18 protein-coding genes are annotated in these 22,681 nt (G+C 43.6%); 12 read left to right on the top strand and 6 right to left on the bottom strand.

Annotated features, from left to right (window positions below):
• The first annotated feature begins 110 nt into the window (after positions 1 to 110).
• Entirely contained in the window at positions 111 to 1,394 is a 1,284-nt protein-coding gene (locus RBB12_RS06240; RefSeq protein ID WP_306013231.1) for a D-alanyl-D-alanine carboxypeptidase, read from the top strand.
• Here RBB12_RS06240 and RBB12_RS06235 read toward each other — a convergent pair.
• Positions 1,388 to 1,975 (bottom strand): NUDIX domain-containing protein, encoded by a 588-nt coding sequence (locus RBB12_RS06235; RefSeq protein WP_306013232.1) that lies wholly within the window; start codon positions 1,973 to 1,975, stop codon positions 1,388 to 1,390. The genes RBB12_RS06240 and RBB12_RS06235 overlap by 7 nt on opposite strands.
• Positions 1,976 to 2,055: 80 nt before the next feature.
• Here RBB12_RS06235 and RBB12_RS06230 point away from each other — a divergent pair, with 80 nt between their 5' ends.
• Positions 2,056 to 3,612: a M81 family metallopeptidase gene (locus RBB12_RS06230; protein ID WP_306013233.1), complete on the top strand. Its 1,557-nt coding sequence runs from the start codon at positions 2,056 to 2,058 to the stop codon at positions 3,610 to 3,612.
• On the opposite strand, the gene RBB12_RS06225 is transcribed toward RBB12_RS06230, so the two are convergent.
• Positions 3,609 to 4,262: a DUF2461 domain-containing protein gene (locus RBB12_RS06225; RefSeq protein ID WP_306013469.1), complete on the bottom strand. Its 654-nt coding sequence runs from the start codon at positions 4,260 to 4,262 to the stop codon at positions 3,609 to 3,611. The genes RBB12_RS06230 and RBB12_RS06225 overlap by 4 nt on opposite strands.
• A gap of 914 nt (positions 4,263 to 5,176) precedes the next feature.
• Between RBB12_RS06225 and RBB12_RS06220 the strand changes: the two genes are divergently transcribed.
• The gene (locus tag RBB12_RS06220) at positions 5,177 to 6,682 is read left to right on the top strand and encodes a BspA family leucine-rich repeat surface protein (protein ID WP_306013234.1); all 1,506 of its coding nucleotides are present in this window, start codon (positions 5,177 to 5,179) and stop codon (positions 6,680 to 6,682) included.
• Between the two features lie 1,089 nt (positions 6,683 to 7,771).
• Positions 7,772 to 9,508, top strand: a complete 1,737-nt coding sequence (locus RBB12_RS06215) for a BspA family leucine-rich repeat surface protein (RefSeq protein ID WP_306013235.1) — start codon at positions 7,772 to 7,774, stop codon at positions 9,506 to 9,508.
• A gap of 1,086 nt (positions 9,509 to 10,594) precedes the next feature.
• Here the strand turns inward: RBB12_RS06215 and RBB12_RS06210 are convergent.
• On the bottom strand, positions 10,595 to 11,395 hold the full coding sequence (locus RBB12_RS06210; protein ID WP_179384075.1) for a TIGR00266 family protein: 801 nt from the start codon (positions 11,393 to 11,395) through the stop codon (positions 10,595 to 10,597).
• Positions 11,396 to 11,562: 167 nt separating this feature from the next.
• Positions 11,563 to 12,018: a DUF4442 domain-containing protein gene (locus tag RBB12_RS06205; RefSeq protein ID WP_306013236.1), complete on the bottom strand. Its 456-nt coding sequence runs from the start codon at positions 12,016 to 12,018 to the stop codon at positions 11,563 to 11,565.
• A 169-nt stretch (positions 12,019 to 12,187) separates the two neighbouring features.
• On the opposite strand from RBB12_RS06205, the gene RBB12_RS06200 reads away from it, so the two are divergent.
• The 8 genes from RBB12_RS06200 (at position 12,188) to RBB12_RS06165 (ending at position 19,730) form a co-directional block, all read left to right on the top strand.
• Positions 12,188 to 12,670: a DUF4870 domain-containing protein gene (locus RBB12_RS06200; protein WP_179384077.1), complete on the top strand. Its 483-nt coding sequence runs from the start codon at positions 12,188 to 12,190 to the stop codon at positions 12,668 to 12,670.
• Positions 12,671 to 12,943: 273 nt separating this feature from the next.
• Complete coding sequence (locus tag RBB12_RS06195; RefSeq protein ID WP_036385693.1) at positions 12,944 to 13,273, top strand: PadR family transcriptional regulator; 330 nt, start codon at positions 12,944 to 12,946, stop codon at positions 13,271 to 13,273.
• Positions 13,274 to 13,282: 9 nt separating this feature from the next.
• On the top strand, positions 13,283 to 15,019 hold the full coding sequence (locus RBB12_RS06190; RefSeq protein WP_306013237.1) for a PspC domain-containing protein: 1,737 nt from the start codon (positions 13,283 to 13,285) through the stop codon (positions 15,017 to 15,019).
• A 168-nt stretch (positions 15,020 to 15,187) separates the two neighbouring features.
• Positions 15,188 to 15,910: a head GIN domain-containing protein gene (locus tag RBB12_RS06185; protein WP_306013238.1), complete on the top strand. Its 723-nt coding sequence runs from the start codon at positions 15,188 to 15,190 to the stop codon at positions 15,908 to 15,910.
• A 118-nt stretch (positions 15,911 to 16,028) separates the two neighbouring features.
• Entirely contained in the window at positions 16,029 to 16,976 is a 948-nt protein-coding gene (locus RBB12_RS06180) for a hypothetical protein (RefSeq protein ID WP_306013239.1), read from the top strand.
• Positions 16,977 to 17,034: 58 nt separating this feature from the next.
• The gene (locus RBB12_RS06175; protein WP_306013240.1) at positions 17,035 to 18,045 is read left to right on the top strand and encodes a dipeptide epimerase; all 1,011 of its coding nucleotides are present in this window, start codon (positions 17,035 to 17,037) and stop codon (positions 18,043 to 18,045) included.
• Complete coding sequence (locus RBB12_RS06170; RefSeq protein WP_306013241.1) at positions 18,045 to 19,091, top strand: aminotransferase class I/II-fold pyridoxal phosphate-dependent enzyme; 1,047 nt, start codon at positions 18,045 to 18,047, stop codon at positions 19,089 to 19,091. Before RBB12_RS06175 ends, RBB12_RS06170 begins: the two co-directional genes overlap by 1 nt.
• Positions 19,092 to 19,286: 195 nt before the next feature.
• Positions 19,287 to 19,730, top strand: coding sequence for a hypothetical protein (locus RBB12_RS06165; RefSeq protein ID WP_179384082.1), 444 nt, complete (start codon positions 19,287 to 19,289; stop codon positions 19,728 to 19,730).
• A gap of 62 nt (positions 19,731 to 19,792) precedes the next feature.
• Here RBB12_RS06165 and trxB read toward each other — a convergent pair whose 3' ends face one another.
• Positions 19,793 to 20,764, bottom strand: a complete 972-nt coding sequence (gene trxB / locus RBB12_RS06160) for a thioredoxin-disulfide reductase (RefSeq protein WP_306013242.1) — start codon at positions 20,762 to 20,764, stop codon at positions 19,793 to 19,795.
• A gap of 542 nt (positions 20,765 to 21,306) precedes the next feature.
• Positions 21,307 to 22,677 (bottom strand): 30S ribosomal protein S6--L-glutamate ligase, encoded by a 1,371-nt coding sequence (gene rimK, locus RBB12_RS06155; RefSeq protein ID WP_179384084.1) that lies wholly within the window; start codon positions 22,675 to 22,677, stop codon positions 21,307 to 21,309.
• Between the last annotated feature and the right edge of the window lie 4 nt (positions 22,678 to 22,681).

Here is a 22,681-nt window from a genome sequence, read left to right as displayed (position 1 = left end):
TTAAATTGGGTCAATAGGTTGTGTTCTAAATTAGCAAAAAAGCCGTTTAAAAAACTTAACTTCCAGTTAAAAAATAAATATCTTGTTGTTAAAATCGATGAAGGCCTCCTATGCGTAAACCCAACCAAAAATCACTCATTTTTTTGATTTTCAAAGCGTTGACCTTAGCTTTCTTGGTTACGGGCTGTTCTTCCCTAAAAAGAACTTTGAACCAACAAATGGACCACGCCTCCTTTCAGCATTCCCTGCACGGACTTGTGGTCGTCGATGCCAACACTGGTGAGGAAATTTATGCGGTGAACGGTGATATCTACTTCACTCCCGCCAGCAATACCAAGATTGCGACCTTTTACACTGGGCTGCAATTATTGCCCAAAAACATCCCTTCCTTACGATATGTGGTAGCGAACGACACCGTTTTTTTCGAGGGGTCGGGCGACCCTACTTGGTTGCATCCCTTTTTTAAGGACAGCACAGCCATCCATTGGCTCCAAAAACAAGGAAATCTGGCCCTATTTACGAAAAACCATCAAGAGGATCGATATGGTCCAGGTTGGGCCTGGGAGGACTACGACACCTACTTTTCCCCGGAAAAATCGACTTTGCCGCTTTATGGGAACGTGGTCACGGTTTTCCACAACGAGGGGTTGGAGGTTTCCCCAGCAAATTTCAAAAGTCAGATCATCCTGAAGGATACGACGATACATCGCGAAGAGTTTCATAATCGATTTTACATATCCCCAACCGAACAGGATACATTGGAGATTCCCTTCATGACCAGCGATACCTTAACCAAGGAATTGTTGGAATCAGATTTGGGCAGGAAAATCATCCTATCGGATCATTTTCCCGAAGGGAAGAAACAGGTTATTTATGGAACAGAAACCGACTCTATTTACAAACGAATGTTGTTTGCCAGTGATAACTTTTTGGCCGAACAATTGCTATTGGCTGCTTCCGCTATGGTTTCCGACACGCTAAGCACCCAAAAAGCGATTAATTACATGTTGGATAACCATTTGAAAGATTTGGTGCAGCGGCCACGTTGGGTGGACGGTTCAGGGCTTTCGCGTTACAACCTGTTTACCCCACGGTCGTTTGTCCACATCCTTCAAAAATTGCACAATGAACTTCCAGAGGAGCGCCTATTCGCTATTTTCCCCATGTGGGGACCCGATCATACGGTGGAAAAATGGGAAGACCCTACGACGGAACCATTTCTTTTTGCAAAATCCGGTTCCGTAGGCAATAATTATAATTTGAGCGGCTACATCAAAACAAAATCCGGTAAATTGCTCATCTTCAGTTTTATGAACAATCATTTTAGGGTACCTTCACAAGTCATCAGGGAACAAATGTATACTACCCTAAAGTATATCTACTTACATTATTGATTGAAAATGCCCTCAATTTGGGCGTATTGCAACAACATAATGGTTTTCGCATCCTTTATTTCCCCAGATTTCATCATAGCAAGTGCTTTTTTGAAATCGAGCTCCAAGACTTCAATATTTTCCGTTTCATCATCTGCTCCGCCACCTTCGCTGATTTTCATTTCATCTTTATAGGCACCAATAAAAAAATACAGGATTTCGGTAACCGAGCCAGGCGACATATAGGACTCAAAGACCTTTTTAACTTTCTCGATCTTATAGCCCGTCTCCTCCTCCACTTCCATTTTAATGGTTTCTTCGGCATTGCCCTTTTCCAATATTCCAGCGCAGGCTTCAATCATCATTCCATCAGAGTTGCCGTTCACATAGGTAGGCATCCGAAACTGCTTGGTGAGAACCACCGTTCCTTTTTCCACGTTGTACAGTAATATGACCGCTCCGTTGCCACGATCATACGCCTCCCGGATTTGCTTTTCCCACACGCCATCGTCGCGTAAATATTCAAAAGTGATTTTTTCAAGGGAGTACCAGTTGTCCGAAAGCAGTTCCCGTTCTATGTTTCTAATTCTGTCGCTAGCCAAAATGAATAAGTTTTTCTAAATATAAAGGTTATACCGATATTTATGCTTCAATGATTCAAAAACCAACCAAACCTAATAAAATGCGCAACCCTTTACTTTTATTGTTATTTTTTGCCTTACTGATGGGCTGTGAGAAGAAAACGGAACCACAATTGCCCCGAATAGCCATTGCCGGACTGGGCATTGAGTCCAGCACCTTTTCACCCGCGCTCACCCACGAGGAAGCCTTCCATGCCAAAATAGGGGACTCCATTTTTGGTCGCTATCCATTCATGGATGCCGATTCCACCTTGAGGCAACAGGCCGAATGGGTTCCCACTTTAGTGGGAAAATCACTGCCCGGAGGTACGGTGACCCGAGAAGCTTATGAATCCTTGGTAGGTAAAACCCTGACCCTATTGGAACAAAACATGCCATACGATGGGCTTTTCTTTGATATTCATGGTGCCATGAGCGTTGTTGGACTGGACGACCCGGAGGGCGACCTCATCCAACGAATTCGTGAAGTGGTCGGGACTGATGTATTGATTTCCACCTCCATGGATTTGCATGGAAATGTGTCCAAACGGTTGGCACAGCATACCGATTTAATTACATGTTATCGGATGGCCCCACACGAGGACGCCATCGAATCCAAGAAACGTGCTGTGGAAAATTTGGTGTCCCGACTGGAAAATGGAAAAGGCAAACCTAAATACAAGGCGTGGGTTCCAGTTCCTATTTTATTGCCCGGTGAAAAAACAAGTACCCGAGTGGAACCCGGAAAAAGCCTGTATGCCCAAGTGCCCGAAGTGGAAGAAAAAGAAGGTGTTATAGATGCTGCCATTTGGATTGGCTACGCATGGGCGGATGAACCGCGAAACCATGCTGTAGTGATGGTAACTGGAGACGACAAGGAGCAAGTAACCCAAGGAGCGGAAAAACTGGCCAATAGTTTTTGGGATGTCCGCAAGGAGTTTGAATTCGTTGCTCCTACAAAGCCCTACGAAGAGGCGTTGGAGCAGGCCATGGCCAGCGACAAAAAACCGTTTATCCTAAGCGATATGGGTGACAACCCCACTGCAGGCGGTGCTGGTGATGTCACTTGGACCTTGACGGAACTCTTAAAACGGGAGGAATTCCATGCACCCAATGGCAAATCTTTGATCTACGCTTCCATTCCCGGCCCAAAACTTGTGGATGAGGCCCTTAAAGTGGGAATCGGCAGAAAAGTAAGTTCACCGATCGGTGCCGAAATCGATGACCGATATGCCCCACCACTGTTATTAACTGGTGAAGTAACCGCTATTCGCCAGGGAGATGTGCATGCCGAAACCGAGGTGGTGGTAAAAGTGGACAATGCCCATATTATCGTCACCAAAAAAAGGAAACCCTATCATAGAAAGTCTGACTTTACCAACTTGGGACTGAATCCAAGTGAAACTGACATCGTCGTGGTCAAAATCGGGTATTTGGTGCCCGAACTTTATGATATGAGGGGAGATTGGGTTATGGCCCTAACCCCGGGTGGCGTGGACCAAGACCTTCAACGATTGGGTCACAAAAGAATCATTAGGCCCATGTTTCCTTATGATGAGGATATGGAACGGCCAGACTTATCCGCTCGTTTGATAGAAGCTTCCGACGAGTTGGATTAAACGGTAACCGCTTGGTTCAAATATTGACGGAACGGAAGCATTTCTTTGTAAACAGCTATGATTCTTTCCTTAAAATCAAGGCTAAGTACCTGGTCCTTGGTTAGTTTGTACTCCACAGCGAAGGTTTTGTTGCGCAACAATTCAATATGTGGGTGATCATTGGAAAATCCCTTGGGCGACGACACTAATTTTTCATCTTCGTAAAGTCCACGGAACATTTTTTTAAAAGAAGGTTTGTCCAAAATCTTTTGCAATTCCTCTCCATTGTAATCGATGGCATCACGGATACTCCGAAGGGTTTTGGAGTCCGGTCGCCAACGACCGCCAGCCAACAAACATTGTTTTAGGCCGATTTCGATATAAAAGTCGGCAGAATTGGGCGCTTTGTCCAGTCCAGCCCCAAAATGGTCTTTATAAATGGGCTTGTTTGGATGGAACATCAAATTATTGTTGATTCTGTTGATGCCTTTTTTGCCAGGAGTTGGGTAGTAGTCATCATGGAGCTGCCCCACGGTCATGTCCAGATCATCCAACCAAGTAATGAAATCATTCCGGAGGGATCTGTACCATTTTCGGTTGGCATCCATCCATTCCTTGTTATTGTTTTGTTGCAGTTCTTCCAGAAAGTGGAACAGGTCGTTGAAATCCATATCCACAAAAGAAGTGATTTTTTTGGGATTTGTGACAATGGATGTTGGATTGACGGGTGATTGGATTTTGTATGGTTATGTGGTTTTAAGGTTTAGAGTTTGGTGTTTTGGGGTTTGATGTTTACTGCTCTTCCCACTGCCGACCAATACTGGTCCATTTTCTAACGTCATTTCGACATGAGATGCGGAGCATCGATGGAGAAATCTGTTTAAAAAACTCAAGTTCAAACTCAATGGGCAAGTTCAGGGGTTAAGGGTTAAGGTAAAAAAGTGATTTTTTGGTGATTTTCGGCAAGCCGAATCGGCATGGCCATTTTTGGAGGGCTCGACTACCAACTGTTTCCCTATATTAGTCCTTACTGTCGCTTCGACTCCGCTCAGCGACCCTGTACATGCTGCCCACTGCCTAATGCAAACTGCTCACTGTCCATCAAATCAAGTCTATTTTCCATCTTCTTTTCTCTCTTGATTCTTGATTCTTGGCTCTTGGTTCCAGTAAAGATTTCTCGACTGCGCTCGAAATGACATCCTAACTCGAAACACGTAACCCTAAACTTCGGTCTTCCGACAGCCCATCAAACTAAGTCTATTTTCTATGGTTTTTTCTCTCCTGAGTCTTGATTCTTGACTCTTGTTTCCATCAAAGATTTCTCGACTGCTCCTCGACTCATTTCGACTTCGCTCAATGACCTTCGCTCAGGGTGACAGTTCGAAATGAAATCTTAACTCCGAACTCATAGCTCTCGACTGTCCAAAATCCCATTTTCCACCCCTAAAATCCATCTTCTCAAAAAAATCCGTCAGATCAAACAGGGCATCCGTCAGATCGTAGCCTGCATCCGTCAGATCGTAGCCTTGGCGTGAGCTTATACAATGTAATTTGGCCGCCTATTAAATTTTTAAACAGTTTTACAATGAAAAGAATTTCAAAAATTTCAGTCTTAATGCTCGCGACATTTGCGTTGATATATACGACATCATGTAGCAAAGATGACGAGCCGACCCCTTCACCACTAAACAACGAAAATCCTGTTAAAAATCCAGACAATACGGATAGTGGCAATTCCAATCAACCCCCTACAGCCCAAGCACAAAAGTTTGAGGTGGCCGAAGATGCGGTCGCAGGCGACGTAATTGGTGTAGTAGAAGCTGAAGATCTTGAGGAAAATCCCCTTACCTACAGCTTGGTAGAAGATGCCAGCGAACTTTTCCAGGTCGCAGAAAATGGTGAGATTACCTTGGCCGAAGGCAAAAGTCTAGACTTTGAGACCACTGTTGGTTATAGTCTCACACTCCATGTAAGCGACGGTGTCAACGAACCTGTTGAATTCACGGTTAATATTAAGGTGGTAAACGTGATAGAGGACCTTTTTGAGGATCCTGAATCATTTATTCTAAAGTTTGAGGTTACCGCTGGACAAGCTTTGACTATTGGAACAAATCCTGAGTTTGAATACGACTACACCATAGATTGGGGCGATGGTTCTGATGAAGAAACGCTTACGCTCCAAAATCCAACGCACGAATATCTTAATGGAGATATTTATTTGGTGGCTATCAAGGGTGACTTTCCAGCATTAAAGATGTATCAAGATGCTCAAGATGGCCTTCAAGACAGCAGAGATGCCTTGGTTGATGTGGTACAGTGGGGTGCACAAAAATGGCAGAGTATGGAAATGGCGTTCTTTGGTTGTTCAAATTTGATTGCTTTTTCTGCTACCACGCCTCCGAATCTTTCTGAAACAACCTCAATGGCAAATATGTTTAGAGATGCTGCCAAATTCAATGGAGATGTGAGCAACTGGGATACTAGTAATGTAACAAATATGTTCGGAGTGTTCATAGGTGCTGCTTCCTTTAACCAAGACATTGGAAGGTGGGATACCGGAAATGTAACGGATATGGGAGGTATGTTTAACAGTGCTACTTCCTTTAATCAGGATATTAGCGAATGGGTCACTAGTAACGTGACAAGTATGTTTAGCATGTTCCGCAATGCAACTTCATTCAACCAAGATATTGGAGGGTGGATTACCAATAAGGTGACCAATATGCAAGCAATGTTTTATGGGGCCAGTTCTTTTAATCAAGACATTAGCAATTGGGGTACTAGTATGGTCACCGATATGTCAAATATGTTCACGGATGCAGCTGCTTTTGACCAAAATTTAGGTACGTGGGAAATAGGTAGTGTCACTAAAATGGAAAATATGTTGGATAACACTAATTTAAGTACAGAAAATGTAAATGCCACTTTAGTTGGATGGGAAGAGTTTGTTAGCAATAACGATGGTCCTAAAGATATTATGTTAGGAATGGCATCCCTTGAAGCATGTGGTGAAGGTTACCTTTCAAAAGTTGTTTTGGAGAATTTTAATGGATGGATCATTAATGTTGAATCATCGATTGAATGTCCTTAAAACCTATCTAATAACGATTTTGTACATTTCTGATTAAGGACATAAAGAGCCACCGGCGACTTTCGGGTTTCCGGTGGTTTTTGCATTCTATACCTGATGCGGAATCCATTTTTGTGGGATGCTGAAACCAGTTCAGCATGAAGGCAATAAGTCATTTCGATATGAGATGCAATGCATCGATTGAGAAATCTCTTTGAAAAACTCAAGTTCAAATTCAAGTTCAAACTCAATGGGCAAGTTCAAGATCCAAGGGTTAAGGGTTAAGGGTTAAGGGTTAAAGGTTAAAGGTTAAAGGTTAAAGGTTAAAGGTTAAAGGTTGAAGGTTGAAGGTTGAAAAGTAATTTTTTGGAAACTTTCGGCTAGCCGAATCGGCATGGCTATTTTTTGATGGCTCAACTGGAAACTGCCCACTCACAACTCGCAACACGAAACACGCAACGCTAGACTTCGGACTTCCGACGTCCATCAAAGATTTCTCGACTGCGCTCGAAATGACAAAGAACCCTATTCGTGCTCATTCATGAAATTCGTGTCAACTGCCCCATTGACTCCCAACTCGCAACTTGCAACACCAAACACGTAACCCATAACTCATAACTCCCAACTTCGGTCTTCGGACTCCCAATAGATTTCTCACTTCGGTTCGAAATGACATCTTAACTCCTGTCTTTCGTCTTCGGTCTTCGGTCTTCGGTCTTCCAACTACCCTCCAATTCCCGTCTATTTTCTATGGTCTTTTCTCTACTGAGTCTTGACTCTTGGTTCTTGGTTCCTCACCGAAATAGGTTCTCGATACATTTTTTGTCTCTTTTTTTCAAAAACCGCCAAAAAACACTCTAACTGACATCCTCACGCTGAACTCGCAACCCAAAACAGGTCACTTCCGAATTCCGACTTCCGACTTCCGACTTCCGACTTCCGACTTCCGACTTCTAAAATCTCACTTCTCACGTCTAAATTCTATCCTTCCCAAAAAATCCGTCAGATCAAAACGCCCATCCGTCAGATCAGAAGGGGCATCCGTCAGATCGCACCCTTTTGTAATCCCAAAATACCCCATCTTGCTCCTTATTTCTAAAAACTCTAATCATGAATTACAAAAAATTGTTATGGTCCGTATTGGCCATTACCGTATTGTGGTCCTGTAGCAAGGACGACGGACCGAGCACTCCGCTACCTGCAGGAGCCCCTACCATTGCCAACTTTACACCGCCCTCTGGGCCGGTAGGCACTGAGATTACCATTAACGGTACCAATTTTAGCACTACGAAGACGAGCAACACCGTGAAAATTGGTACCGCTACGGCGACAGTAACCGCAGCCACGGCTACCCAGCTTAAGGCCACCGTGCCCACAGGGGCCACAACGGGCTTGGTGAGCGTGACCGTAGGCGGAAAGACCGCAACAAGCACCACTAACTTTACCGTGACCGTAAACGGCGTGGACCCGACCAATGAAGCACCAACAGCCGAAGACCAAAACTTTGAAGTGTCCGAGGACGTAGCCGTGGGCGATGTGATCGGAACCGTGGAAGCCAACGATGGTGATGAGGACGAATTGACCTTTGAACTCGTGACCGACGAGAGCGAACTCTTTCAAGTGGCCGAAAATGGGGAAATTACCTTGGCCGAGGGTAAAAACCTCGACTTTGAAACCGCCACAGAGCACAGCCTGACCCTAAGCGTAAGCGATGGCAGCAACGAACCAGTAGAGTTCAAGGTTGTCATTACGGTGACCAATGTGATCGAAAGCTTGTTTGATGATCCAGCTTCTTTTATACTTAAGTTTAACGTATCTGCTGGACAAACTCTGACCATCGGAACCAACGACAGCTATAATTATGATTACAGTATCAATTGGGGCGATGATTCTGAGGATGAAAACCTAACAGAAGGATTTCCTTCCCATGAATACTTAGCTGAAGGAGAATACTTGGTAGCCATTAAAGGTACCTTTCCTGCGATTCAAATGTATCATGTACAAAATAATCTTTTGCCGGACGATGGTTTACAGGAATCAAGGGATGCATTGGTCGATGTCGTACAATGGGGGACTGGAGAGTGGCAAACCATGACTGCTGCATTTACTGGTTGTCCAAACCTGGAAGGCTTCAGTGCTAATGATGTTCCTAATTTATCTAAAGTAACAAGTATGAAATCGATGTTCGTAGGTGCTGAAAAGTTCAACGGTAAAATTGGAAATTGGAATACAAGTAATGTAACCAATATGGCTGAGATGTTTATGTTTGCCCCTGCCTTCAATCAAGATATCTCTGACTGGACCGTCAGCAATGTTACCGATATGAGTTTTATGTTTCAAGGCGCAACAGCCTTTAATCAAGATATCTCCGGTTGGGTGGTAAATGATGTGACTAACATGAGTTTTATGTTTAAGCAAGCCACAGCCTTTAACCAAGACATTTCTGGTTGGACTGTAACCAGCGTTACCAATATGAGCAACATGTTTGATGGAGCTACCGCCTTTAACCAAGACATCGGTGGTTGGGATGTAAGTAGTGTGACCGACATGAGCAATATGCTTCGGGATGCAGCTGCCTTTGACCAAAACTTAGGGGCTTGGGAGTTCGTAAGCGAACCAAATTTGACAGGTTTATTTAATGGAGATAATGGGATGAGCATCGAAAGCATGAACGCAACCATACTTGGCTGGGCCAATTACGTAAGCACCAATGGAGGACCTGGCGGTTTGACTGTTGGAATGGGCACACGAACCATTTGTGGTCCAGAGGTTGTCGAAGCGTTAGGAGTGCTGGCAAATAACAACTGGAACTTTACTGGAGGTGATTTACAATTGGAATGTAACTAACCCCTAGTCAATACGATCTACAGCCCTTTGGGCACAGTTAACCATCGGCGACTTTCGGGTTTCCGGTGGTTTTCTTTGTGCTGAACTCGCCTGCCTGCGGCAAAGGCAGGTTTCAGTATTATTCCGTGCGGTTGCAGGGCCGTCATTCCGAACTTGCTTCGGAATCTCATTCTTAATTGTACTACAGCATCTTTCCGTACTCCTACCAGTTGGCGGGAGATACGGAATTTTTTTAGCTAGTAAGTAGTTCGCTTCGACTCATTTCGACTCATTTTGACTTCGCTCAATGGCTAACGTTCAATGGCCAACGCTCAGCGACCCTGTACCTACTGCCTACTCCTAACTCGTAACACGCTACTTCCGACTTCCTACGTCCATCAAAGATTTCTCGACTGCGCTCGAAATGACAAAGAACCCTATTCGTGCTAATTCGTGAAATTAGTGTCAACTACCTACTAACACGCAATACGAAACACGCAACCCTAAACTCACAACTCCCAACTTCGGTCTTCGGTCTTCGGTCTTCCACCTGCCCACCAAATCAATTCTATTTTCTATCGTCTTTTCTCTCCTGAGTCTTGATTCTTGGCTCCCGGTTCTAGTAAAGATTTCTCGACTGCATTCGAAATGACAAAGAACCCTATTCGTGCTCATTCATGAAATTAGTGTCAACTACCTACTAACACGCAATGCGAAACACGCAACCCTAAACTCACAACTCCCAACTTCGGTCTTCGGACTCCCAATAGATTTCTCACTTCGTTTCGAAATGACAAAGAGCCCTATTCGTGCTAATTCGTGAAATTAGTGTCAACTGCCTATTGACTATTTCCCATCAAACCAAGTCTATTTTCTATGGTCTTTTCTCTCTTGGATCTTGATTCTTGATTCTTAACACCCCACTGAACAAGTTTCTCGATACATTTTTTGCCTCTTTTTTTTCAAAAACCGCCAAAAAACACTCGAACTGACACACTATCCTACAAAACCAACAACTGCATACTGCCAACTGAATCCTGTCTCCTGTCTCCTGTCTCCTGTCTCCTGTCTCCTGTCTCCTGTCTCCTGTCTCCTAAAAACTAAAAACTAAAACCGATTATCGCCATCCAAAAGGTCACCCAATCCACCCAAGATACTGCCTTCACCCTTGTCTTTTCCACCACCTCGTGGCGCAGCGGCCCATACACGACTGGCCAATCTGCTAAATGGTAAGGATTGCACATACACAGTTCCCGGGCCTCGAAGGGTCGCAAAAAAGAGTCCCTCACCACCAAATACAGTATTTCGGATGCCGCCTACAAATTCAATGTCGTAGTCCACGGTCTGCGAAAAACCAACAATACAGCCTGTATCCACACGCAAGGTCTCCCCTGCTGCCAAGGTCTTTTTCGCCATGGTACCGCCGGCGTGTACAAACGCCATTCCATCGCCTTCCAGTTTTTGCATGATAAAGCCCTCACCGCCAAAGAAACCACGTCCCAAACGTTTGGAGAACTCAATACCTACCGAAACGCCCTTGGCGGCGCAGAGAAAAGCATCTTTTTGGCAAATGAATTTCCCGCCTTTTTCGGATAGGTCAATCGGCACTATTTTTCCAGGATAGGGCGAGGCAAAACTCACCTTCTTTTTTCCTTGGCCTATATTGAGGAAAGCCGTCATAAACAGACTTTCGCCGGTAAGCAAGCGTTTACCCGCGGAAAAGAGTTTACCCAAAACCCCGGTATCTTGATTGGACCCATCACCAAAAATGGTATCCATTTTAATGTCTTGGTCCATCATCATAAAACTGCCCGCTTCGGCCACAACAGCTTCTTGGGGGTCCAATTCTATTTCCACATATTGCATTTCTTCGCCGTAAATGTGGTAGTCTATTTCGTGTGCGTTCATTTTTTGATTGTTTTTTATGCTCAGCTTGACTGAGTATCTTTCAGCTTCGCTGGGTAAGTTGTTATTGTATTTATATGTTGTTTTGTTTTGGGTTTTGTTACATTCAATAAAAAATCCTTTCACCATTAATGAAAGTTTGACCTTTAAGCATTCACCCTTTACCCCTGCTACGCCTTCACCTTGACGGTCCACTCAAAATGAAAAGTAGACACGGCTACCCCATCTTGGTTGACCCCTACGGCTTTCATCCAGCACGTTTGCCCCTCTCCTGTTTCTACGGTCTTTTTAATGGCATCGGCAATCAGTTCGCCATCCTCACAGGTAAAATTGATGCGTCCCGTAGCTTTTTTGGTAAAAGTGGCTTTGTTGTTCGCTACGAGCATGGAAACTTTTTTGCCGCTCTTCTGGATTTCGTTCATCACCAATGCGCCCGTACTTAGTTCAGCAGCCATGCCCTGAACGGCCCAAAACATGGATTTAAATGGATTTTGATTGATCCATTTATGCTTTACCGTGGTTGTAGCCTTTTTTTCGTCAATATATTTTAGACGCACTCCGCACAACCATGCCGAGGGTAGCTTCATAAATGTGAACATATTGATTTTACTGGGTGTCAGTGCCATATCCTTGATTTATGTCAGCCTAAAAATAGGTAAAAAGAAGTTATCTATTATTGTTAATTATATGTTAAATTATAGTACTTTGTTTTGCATAGTACCATCTTTTGGATATATATTTGCATCGTAAGCTAATAGGTTAACCCTTTTACAATCAAAAAACAGCAATCAAAAAATGGCAACTACTATCACCAAACACGAACGAAATTTATCCGCGATCATCCACGCGTCCATGTTCTCGAAGTACTTTATCCCGTTTGGGAATTTTATACTTCCGTTGATCTTGTGGACCGCCAACAAAAAAGAGCACGCGTTTGTCGATTACAACGGCAAACAGGCGCTCAACTTTCAGATTAGTATGTTGCTTTACTCCATCGTGGCAGGTTTGGTCACTATTCCGTTTTTTATCGGGTTTTGGCCAGACTTGTTCGATTGGAACTTTTTCGGGTTCCACGGGTTAAGCGACCTTAACAACCTAAACATTCATATCGACAGTGACGATTTTAGGTTTGGGAGACTGATCTGGCCCGTAGGCATATCCGGTTTTTTACAAGTAGCCTTGGCTGTGGTGAACATCGTATTTACCATCTTGGCCACGATACGAACCAACGAAGGGGAATATTTCAAATATCCATTTACCATAAAATTCATCAAATAATATAGGAGCTTCATCACCTCCAAAGCATTCATCATCAATCAAAGAAAAAGGAGTTTAATCACTAGCCCTGAGCGAGTTTATGCTGAGCGTAGTCGAAGCAAAGGGTCAATCAAAAAACGAAAGAAACAATCATCAATCAAAGGACCGTTTCCACTCCCCTGCCCAATTCAGGGGAATGGAGTGGAAACGAAACCAAACCAAGTTTGGAGAACAAGAAAAAACTGTTAATCAGATGCCGAACCCAGTTCAGCATAAATTTAGAACCATGAAATTATGAACATAGAAAACACAAAAGCACAAATGCGTAAGGGGGTTCTGGAGTATTGCATCTTGTCCATTTTAAAGGATGACGACAAGTATGCCTCAGAAATTCTGGAAGCCTTGAAAGACGCAAAGATGTTAGTAGTGGAAGGTACCATATACCCTTTGCTCACAAGGCTAAAGAACGCGGGACTGCTCAACTACCGTTGGGAAGAATCCACATCGGGACCTCCCCGCAAGTATTACGCGCTCACCGAAACAGGGCAGTTGTTCCTCAACGAACTCAACGGCACCTGGGATGAACTTAGAAATGCAGTCAATCTGGTAACCAACACAAAATAGAATCAAAAAATGAACAAGACAGTAAATATAAATTTAGCAAATACGCTCTTCCATATCGACGACGACGCGTATAACAAGCTGAGACGGTACCTGGAGTCCATAAAGCGCTCCTTTTCCGGTACCAAGGGCAGCGACGAGATCATTGCCGATATCGAGGCCAGGATAGCCGAACTCTTTCTCGAGAAAATGGAAAACGAACGCCAAGTGATCACCAACAAAGAGGTAGATCAGGTAATTGATGTAATGGGACAGCCCGAAGATTACATGGTGGACGAGGACATTTTTGAGGACGAACCCAAAAAGAGCTACGCACAACCCGTAACCCGGGCCAAAAAATTGTACCGCGACATCGACCATAAATATATTGGTGGTGTTTGTGCCGGTTTGGAACACTATTTGGGCATCGATGCCCTCTGGGTAAGGCTAATCTTTATCCTACTGGCCGTATTTACCAGTGGTTTTGGGCTCATCGCCTACATCCTGCTATGGATTTTGGTTCCCGAGGCCGCCACTACCTCCCAAAAATTGGACATGCGGGGGGAGCCCGTCAACATCAGCAATATAGAACGCAAAGTTAAAGAGGGGTTTGATGATGTTGCAGACAAAGTAAAAAACGTTGACTACGAAAAAGTGGGCAACAAGGTCAAAAGCGGCTCCAAGACCTTTTTCGATACCATCGGGGACATTATCCTGTTCCTGTTCAAGGTATTTGGCAAGTTCATAGGCATATTGTTGATCATTATTGGGGCATCCACTCTGGTAGGCTTGTTCTTCGGACTGTTTACCGTAGGTATGTTCGATGCCGTAAATGTACCAGGTGTAGATTTTTACGAAATCGTGAACACCTCCGGCGCGCCGGTTTGGTTGGTATCCATCCTGTTGTTTTTCGCCGTAGGCATTCCGTTCTTCTTCGTCCTATATTTAGGTTTGAAGATTTTGGTGAACAACCTAAAATCCATCGGAAATATCGCCAAATTCGCTTTGTTGGGTCTCTGGCTGATTTCCGTGGGCACCTTGATTGTGTTCGGCATACGGCAAGCTGCTGAGTTCTCGTACACCGGAAGTGTAAACGAAAGAACAGAACTGGCTTTCGAAATACCCTCCGACACCTTGATGATCACCATGAAGGACGGTTTTAGGGAATACGACCGGGAAGATATCCATTTTGGCCGAATGACCTTTGGATATGACGACAACGACAATCGGATTTTGATATCGGACGAAGTGGATATCAAAATACGAAGGGCCGAAAGTGACTCCATCAGCATCAATATTCGAAAAGATGCCGATGGAAACTCCACCTTGGCCGCGAGGGACCGAGCCAAAAACATCTCCTACGGGTATAGCCTAACTGGCAACGAGATCCTACTGGACAAGTATTTGACCACGGATACATCAAACAAAGCCCGTAACCAAGAAGTGACCGTTACCATTTATGTTCCAGAGGGGAAGACCGTTTATTTCGACGACAACACCAGCCGCTATATTGGCAGGGGAATCGATAACGACCAAGGATACTACCGAAGCGGTATTGCAGGCCAATACTGGTTGATGGATGACGACGGAGAGTTGCAATGCTTGGATTGCCCCGAAGATGACGACGAAGAGGATAGAAACGGCAAGGGCAAGATCATTATCAACGAAGATGGTATCGATATCGACATTAAGGACGACCAAGATTCCTTTGAGATGAAGATCAATGAAGACGGCGTAAAAGTGAAGGCCAACGAAAAAAGTAACAATTGAGTCGCTTATTTCGTCAATTCAGTAGATTTAAATACCAAAATAAAGCACATTATCAGACATTTACACTGAATTTGTTTCAGTAATTTTAAAATCAATCTCAACATCAATCAAGATGCCCAGTCAAGCTGAGATATACCCAGTCAAGCTGAGCATAAAAAAACAACAATCATGACAACACTAGCAAGATTAGCAATCGCCGTACTCCTATCCCTCTTCGCATCCTCCTGCATGATGGATGTGAATTTTGGCAATGGAAAAACCGGAAACGGTGAAATCGTGGAAGAAAGCCGCGATGTAAAGGAAGACTTTGACGTGGTGTCCGCCTCGGAGGGCATAGACGTATTTGTTACCCAAGGTTCCGAATTCAATATCACCGTGGAGGCCGACGAGAACATTATCGACCTTATCGGAACCGATATCAAAGATGGACGATTACGAATCCATGCCATCGAAAACATTGGCAGGGCCACCAAAAACGTTTACGTAACCTTACCGGAAATCACAGCTTTGGAGAGTTCCAGTGGGGCCGACCTTATCGCACAAAATGTAGTTAAGGCCCAGAATATTGAACTGGATGCCAGTAGCGGTTCCGATTTGCACGTAGAGCTGGTTGCCGGAGAAGTTTCCGCCGATGCCAGTAGCGGCGCCGATATCAAAATATCAGGTCAGGCAGATGCCCTTTTTGCCGATGCAAGTAGTGGTTCCGATATTAAGGCGCAGGACCTTATGGTAAAAAGGTGCAATGCAGATGCCAGTAGCGGTTCCGACATTTCGGTAAACGTTTCAGAATCCCTAGTGGCCGATGCCAGCAGCGGAGCAGACATACGGTACACCGGTGATGCCAGCGTACAGACCAAAAAATCCGTCTCTGGAAGCGTGAGCAAATATTAATCCAATTCCCTTTAAATATGCAAAGGCCCGCCGAGTTTTCGGTGGGCTTTTGTCTTTATTATGTCTTGGTGAAGTCCTATCTTAGACAAGTAAAAGAAGTTATTAAAATAATTTGACCATGGCCAAAAAATCATCTCCTAATTATGAGATGATTTTTCCTTTAAAAAACGAAAAATCGAACATCTTTTGGCCTGTCTACGTAAATCTAGAAAAAGAATTTACGAAATTATCATTCAATATCTTTATCGATGATAATCAACTAAAAACTTATTCCTATAAAATTTCTGAATTGATTTTAAGAGCCGCCATCGAGATTGAGTCAATATCGAAAGAGCTTTATTATAAAGAAGGGGGCAAGAAGAATGATAGATTAACTTATGATGATGCCTTGAAGGTTCTAGATAAGAAATGGAGTTTGAGTAAGAAAGTTATTAAAATCAGCTCTGAAAATATTCATCTTTCTAAGACTGATTTTAAACCATTTTCTAAGATATTGAACCCGAGAAAAGGAAAAGAACATTATCGTTGGAATATTGCCTATCAAAACATAAAACATGATCGAGCAAAATTTATAGAACAAGCTAATCTTGAAAACCTTATTCATATTCTATCAGCACTATTCATTCTTAACCTCTATTATAACAATGAAGAATTCGAATTAGAGGAAGACTGGACAGGACAAACACTTTATACAAAATTAAACACGGAGCTTTTTGCAGTAAGTATTCATGGAAACAAAGGATTAAACTTTCAAAACAAACAGAATACAAAAGAAGGATACGAAGAGAGCCTTTATTATGTCGTTTTTGATGATAAATCAAAACTACGTTTGATAAACGCAATTGAAGATATGCTTCGGAATTTTAAAAATCAATTGCCCAATAGTAAAGATTTTGACAAGTTCAGAGATGCAAAAAACATCAGTGAATTATACGGAAATACTGAGCTATCAGAAAAAATAGGAAAAGCTAGATTAAGTAAAATGATGGAGCAATCATCGATTGCCTTATTCGAACCCTTCAAAAATTCAAAATGTATTGCTAGAATAAACAAAAATGATATTTGAAGAAAAGCATGACTAAGTAAATATGTTATATTTTGGTCTTAAAATATTTAATCTCTAGATGCAGATAGTCCTTAAAAAATATATACTCCAACTTGCCCATACCTTTACCATTTCCAGGGAATCACGGGACGAACAAGACACTCTGATTGTAGGTCTCTCCCTAAATGGCAAAACAGGATACGGGGAAGCGACTTCCAACGATTACTACAAAATTACCATTGAAGGGATGATGGCCGAAATCGAAGGCGTCAGAAGTCAAATTGAAGCCTATGATTTTGACACTCCGGAAAGGTTTTACGAGTTTTTGGAATCACTCCATCTCCATAAATTTACCCTTTGCGCCTTGGATTTGGCCGCCAACGACCTGTACGGCAAGCTTCGGGGAAAACCGCTTTATGAGCTTTGGGGTACCTCTGTTGACAAATATCCAATGACCAATTACACGATTGGTATAGATACCATCGAAAAAATGGTAGCCAAACTGCAAGAAAAACCTTGGCCCCTGTACAAAATCAAATTGGGTACTTCTGATGATGTCGCCATAGTGCGCGAACTGCGCAAGCACACCGATAGTATTTTCCGAATTGATGCCAATACCGCATGGACGGCGGAGGAAACCATTAAAAATGCACCATTATTGAAAGAATTGGGCGTGGAATTTTTGGAACAACCCCTCAAGGCTGATGATTGGGAAGGTATGACACTGGTAAAAGAAAAGTCGGTACTTCCCGTAATTGCCGATGAAAGCTGTATTGTGGAGGAGGATGTAGAGCGATGTGGGCCCTATTTTCATGGAATCAATATCAAACTGACCAAATGTGGTGGTTTGACGCCCGGGCGACGCATGATCAAAAAAGGCAGAGAACTCGGACTACAGTTGATGGTGGGCTGCATGACAGAGTCTACTGTAGGTATATCGGCCATCGCCCAACTATTGCCGCAATTGGACTATGTAGATATGGATGGCGCAATGCTGTTAAAAAGCGATATTGCCACGGGTGTAACCATTTTGGAAGGTGGACGAGTCGTTTTTCCAGAACTGCCCGGTAGCGGCATAGAATTGCTCTAATGGCACATTCGGTTCAGCGCATACCGGATAGGGAAATCGTAATTGATGGACAATCCTACCTCTATTTTGGAGGTACGGCCTATTTAGGCCTTCAAAATTATGCTCCCTTCAAGGAGCTTTACCTTACAAATGTATCCAAGTTTGGCATGCACTACGGCGCTTCGCGCAAAGCGAACATTGCATTGGACATTTATAAAGAAACGGAAGACCACTTGGCCCATTGGGTAGGCAGTGAGGGCTGTTTGAGTATGTCCAGCGGCTATTTGGCTGCACAATTGGTCGTTGATCATTTTATCAAAAAGGGGCATCCGGTCATTGCAACCCCCGATGCGCACACTGCGCTTCGCATTAATGGGGTAATGACAACTCAAAGTTTTGATGAATTGGAAACCTTGGTTTCCCAAAAATTATCCAAAAACGCTTTGGCCCCTGTTATCCTTTTTGATACCATCGACTTTTCCGGTAAACTGTACCCCAACTTTGATGGATTACGCCAACTACCTTTGGAACAACTGATTTTGGTGGGGGACGACTCTCACGGTATCGGTCTTGTTGGGAGTAATGGAAACGGTTGTTTTGGGATGCTACAAACATTGGGGGCACAAAAGCTATTGGTCTGCTGTTCACTTGGAAAAGCCATGGGGATACAGGCAGGAGCTGTATTTGGGAATTCAACGGACATCGAAGTGTTGGAATCTACCCCCTTTTTTGGTGGTGCCAGTCCTGCATCACCAGCCTTTATGGCCACGCTATTGGGAGCTAAGGACCTTTATTCGGAACGCTTACGTATTTTAGGGGAAAACTATCATCATTTTCGTTCCCAGTTGAAATCCCCGAGCTTCTTTGTTCATTTACCGGGTCATCCCACATTTGAATTCCAGAACGCCGCCTTGGCTTCGCGATTGGAACAAAAGGGATTTTTGTTCACCAATTTCAACTACCCGGATGCGAACGGACCTTTGGTCAGCCGCATTGTACTATCTGCCTATCATACCAAAAAAGATATAGAACAACTCTGGATTGCGTTGGACACTTTGTTGCCCTAAAAAACGTGCTATGGCCTCCACCCAATTTCCTACCTGTTATATTCTTCAGTAAAACTGAATTATCATTATGGTTTTATCAACAAAAAACACTTAAAAATACACTTTACATAATTTATATGGGGTATAATTTAATATTGTTAAAATTTATTCTTACCTTTTAGATATCACATTTAGGAACTTAAAAGGTAGGGCACTATGAAAAAATCAGTTTTACTTTTCGCATTTATCCTGGTTCTCTTGATGGCAGTAAGCTTTACAGGACCTTATCCAAACAGCCCTAGCATTGAAGGAACGTGGGAATTAGAGAGTTTTTACAACTATGACGGCGAAAACGTCATAGATACGATTGAAAAATCGGATGGTTACCGACAGGTTAAAATGTATTCCAAGGAGAAAATTATGTGGACCCGATATGTTCCGGACGAACCCAACGGAAGGTTTGGCTACGGATCATACAAGGTAACTGACAACTCGTTGATTGAGGTTATCGAATACGGGGACGACGACATGATGAAGGCCTTGGATACCATGAGAAACTTTACATTTGAACTCATTTTAAACGAGGACTCCTTCAGCCAAATTACGGTTGATTCGGAGGGTAACCGAACGTTTTCCGAAAATTACAAGCGGATTGATTAAATTACAATCACAAAAAAAAGGCACTGAAATCAGTGCCTTTTTTTGTGTCTCATAGTCAAAATCTATTCCGAAGCCTGAAGCTCTTTGCTCTCCACGGCTGCCAAATAGCGTTCGGCATCCAAGGCCGCCATACAGCCCGTACCGGCCGCGGTAACTGCCTGCCTGTAGATTTTGTCCTGTGCATCGCCACTGGCAAAAACGCCGGGTTTGTTCGTTTTGGTGGATTTGGGCTGGGTGATGATATAGCCTGTCTCATCCATATCCAATTGTCCCTTGAACACATCCGTGTTCGGTTTGTGACCGATTGCAATAAACAGTCCTGTTACAGGGATATCTTCCTTCTCCCCTGTTTCGTTGTTCACCACACGAACGCCTTCTACCACCTGTTCGCCCAATACTTCTTCAACCTCTGTATTGTATCGGATTTCAATATTATCCAAACTGTTCACGCGATGTTGCATGGCTTTGGAGGCACGCATGTAATCCTTACGGACGAGCATGGTCACTTTGGTACAGATATTGGCCAAATAGGATGCCTCTTCGGCGGCAGTATCCCCTGCCCCAACAATGGCGACCTCTTGTCCTTTATAAAAGAAGCCATCACAAACGGCACAAGCAGAGACACCTCCGCCCCTTAAACGTTGCTCGCTGGGCAAATTCAAATATTTCGCGGATGCTCCGGTTGAAATAATAACAGTTTCGGCCTCCAACTGTGTGCTATCATCCACGGTAATTTTATGGATACCTCCTACTTCATCGCTCAACTCCACTGCGGTTACCATACCTATGCGCACGTCCGTTCCAAACCTTTCGGCCTGTTGTTGCAACTGCATCATCATGGTGGGACCATCCACTCCTTCGGGGTACCCTGGGAAGTTGTCCACTTCAGTAGTGGTGGTCAACTGGCCACCGGGCTCCATTCCCGTATATAAAACTGGTTTTAAATCCGCCCTAGAGGCGTAAATGGCAGCGGTATACCCTGCTGGACCCGATCCGATAATCAATGTTTTGATTCTTTCCACTTGTTCTGACATAAATCTTCTCCTGATAAATTACCTTACAAAAGTAGGTTTTTTGTCCAAAAACTTACACCATCAGGTTTTCCAGTTTTTTTAAAAGATGTAAACAATTGGGGTGAAGGACCTTTCTCGGGCAAAAAAAGCCCATAAATAAAAAGGAGCCGGATGGACCGGCTCCTTTCCGAAAAAGTAGGTCAAATTTATGGGAACATATATTTGATCTTAGAAACCGTTACAACCAAGGGGCTCAACCTCAAAAAACCCCTTGGAGCAACGTAAACCTTGTTAACAAATAAGATGTCAGGTAAAGAACACTTAGTACCCTATAAATCACCCCAATCCTATTTAAGGTTTTAACTCAAGCTTGGCAGCTTTCGTTATCTGGTACAAACATAGTGCTGCCCGTTGGATTTTTAGTGGGTGAATTTACGGATGGGCCTTCTGAATTGACGGATGCCCCTTTTGAATTGATCGATGCGTTTTTTGGACCTTGCGTAGGAAAATATGACAAAAATAGCAAAATGTTGAATTCCAGCTATTTAATCAAAAAAACAAAATTATTGCTTGTATTTCAGTTTACGCTCAATGGTTTCGATCATTACATTGGCAATATCCTTGCCGGTGGTATTTTCGATACCTTCCAGACCGGGAGAAGAGTTTACCTCCAACAATAATGGTCCTTTGTTGGAACGAATAAGGTCTACACCGGCCACATCCAAATTGAAAACCTTCGCGGATTTGATAGCCAATTTACGCTCTTCTGGAGTGATTTTTACCTTTGAAGCCGCTCCTCCTTGGTGGATGTTGGCACGGAACTCGCCTTTTTGCGCAGTCCGTTGCATGGAGGCCACCACCTTGCCATTCACCACAAAGCAACGGATATCGTGTCCGTTGGCCTCTTTGATAAACTCCTGTACCAAGATGTTGGTCTGTACACTCTTAAAGGCATTGATTACACTTTCTGCGGCCTTGTTGGTCTCTGCCAACACTACCCCTTTGCCCTGGGTACTCTCCAATAATTTTATGATCAAAGGGGCACCGCTCACCATACGGATAAGGTCCTTGGTATCCATCGGGGATTTGGCGAAGCCCGTTGTTGGGATGTGAATATCGTTTTTGGAGAACAATTGTGAGGCAAATAATTTATCACGAGATCTACCAATAGAGTCAGCTGAATTCAAACAATAAACGCCCAAGGTATCAAACTGTCGCAGCAAGGCGCAGCCATAAAAGGTGACAGCAGGTTTGATTCGGGGAATCACGGCATCGAACTTGTCCAAAATGTTCCCTCCGCGATATCTGATTTCGGGGGTGGCCGCATCCAACTTCATATACACATGTTCCACATTTAAAAAGACGACTTTGTGACCTCTCATTTCGCCAGCCTCGATAATGCGCTTGTTGCTGTACAAATTGGGATTACTGGCCAAAAGCCCTATGCGCAAGCCCTTTTTTTCTGTGGTATATGGCTTGTACTTCTCTTCCAACTCATCGTCCGTAATATCCCCTTGAAGAAAACTTTGGGAAGGATCTACCAGATATCTTCCATTCATGGCTTCACGGCCCAATAACATCCGATACTCCATGGTATCCCGATTGGCCAAGGTAAGGTCTATTTCAAACACATTACCGGCAATATTTACTTTGGTCCGTATCACCGGTCGTTCTTCACCGATACCAGCCGAGCTTTTTACGTTTCGTACATCGACCAATTTGGCTTGGCAAAGAATTCCTATGCTTCTATTGTCTTGAACGGGATTGACCTCAAACCTAACCCATTCTTCCAATCCTTTGTTGAATACTTTGATCTTACTGGCTTGGATGGATGATGTTTTTGCCCCAGAGTCCACTCTGGCCTTTATGGCCGGAATTCCCAAATCATCGAAACGGCACCATTCTTCGCTGCCCAAAACTTTAATATCGCTCAAAATA

It is taken from the genome of Allomuricauda sp. MMSF_3307, assembly GCF_030733585.1.
Classification (GTDB): domain Bacteria; phylum Bacteroidota; class Bacteroidia; order Flavobacteriales; family Flavobacteriaceae; genus Flagellimonas.
The sequence above is the reverse complement of the archived record's forward strand: the minus strand, read 5'-3'. Positions and strand labels throughout refer to the sequence as shown.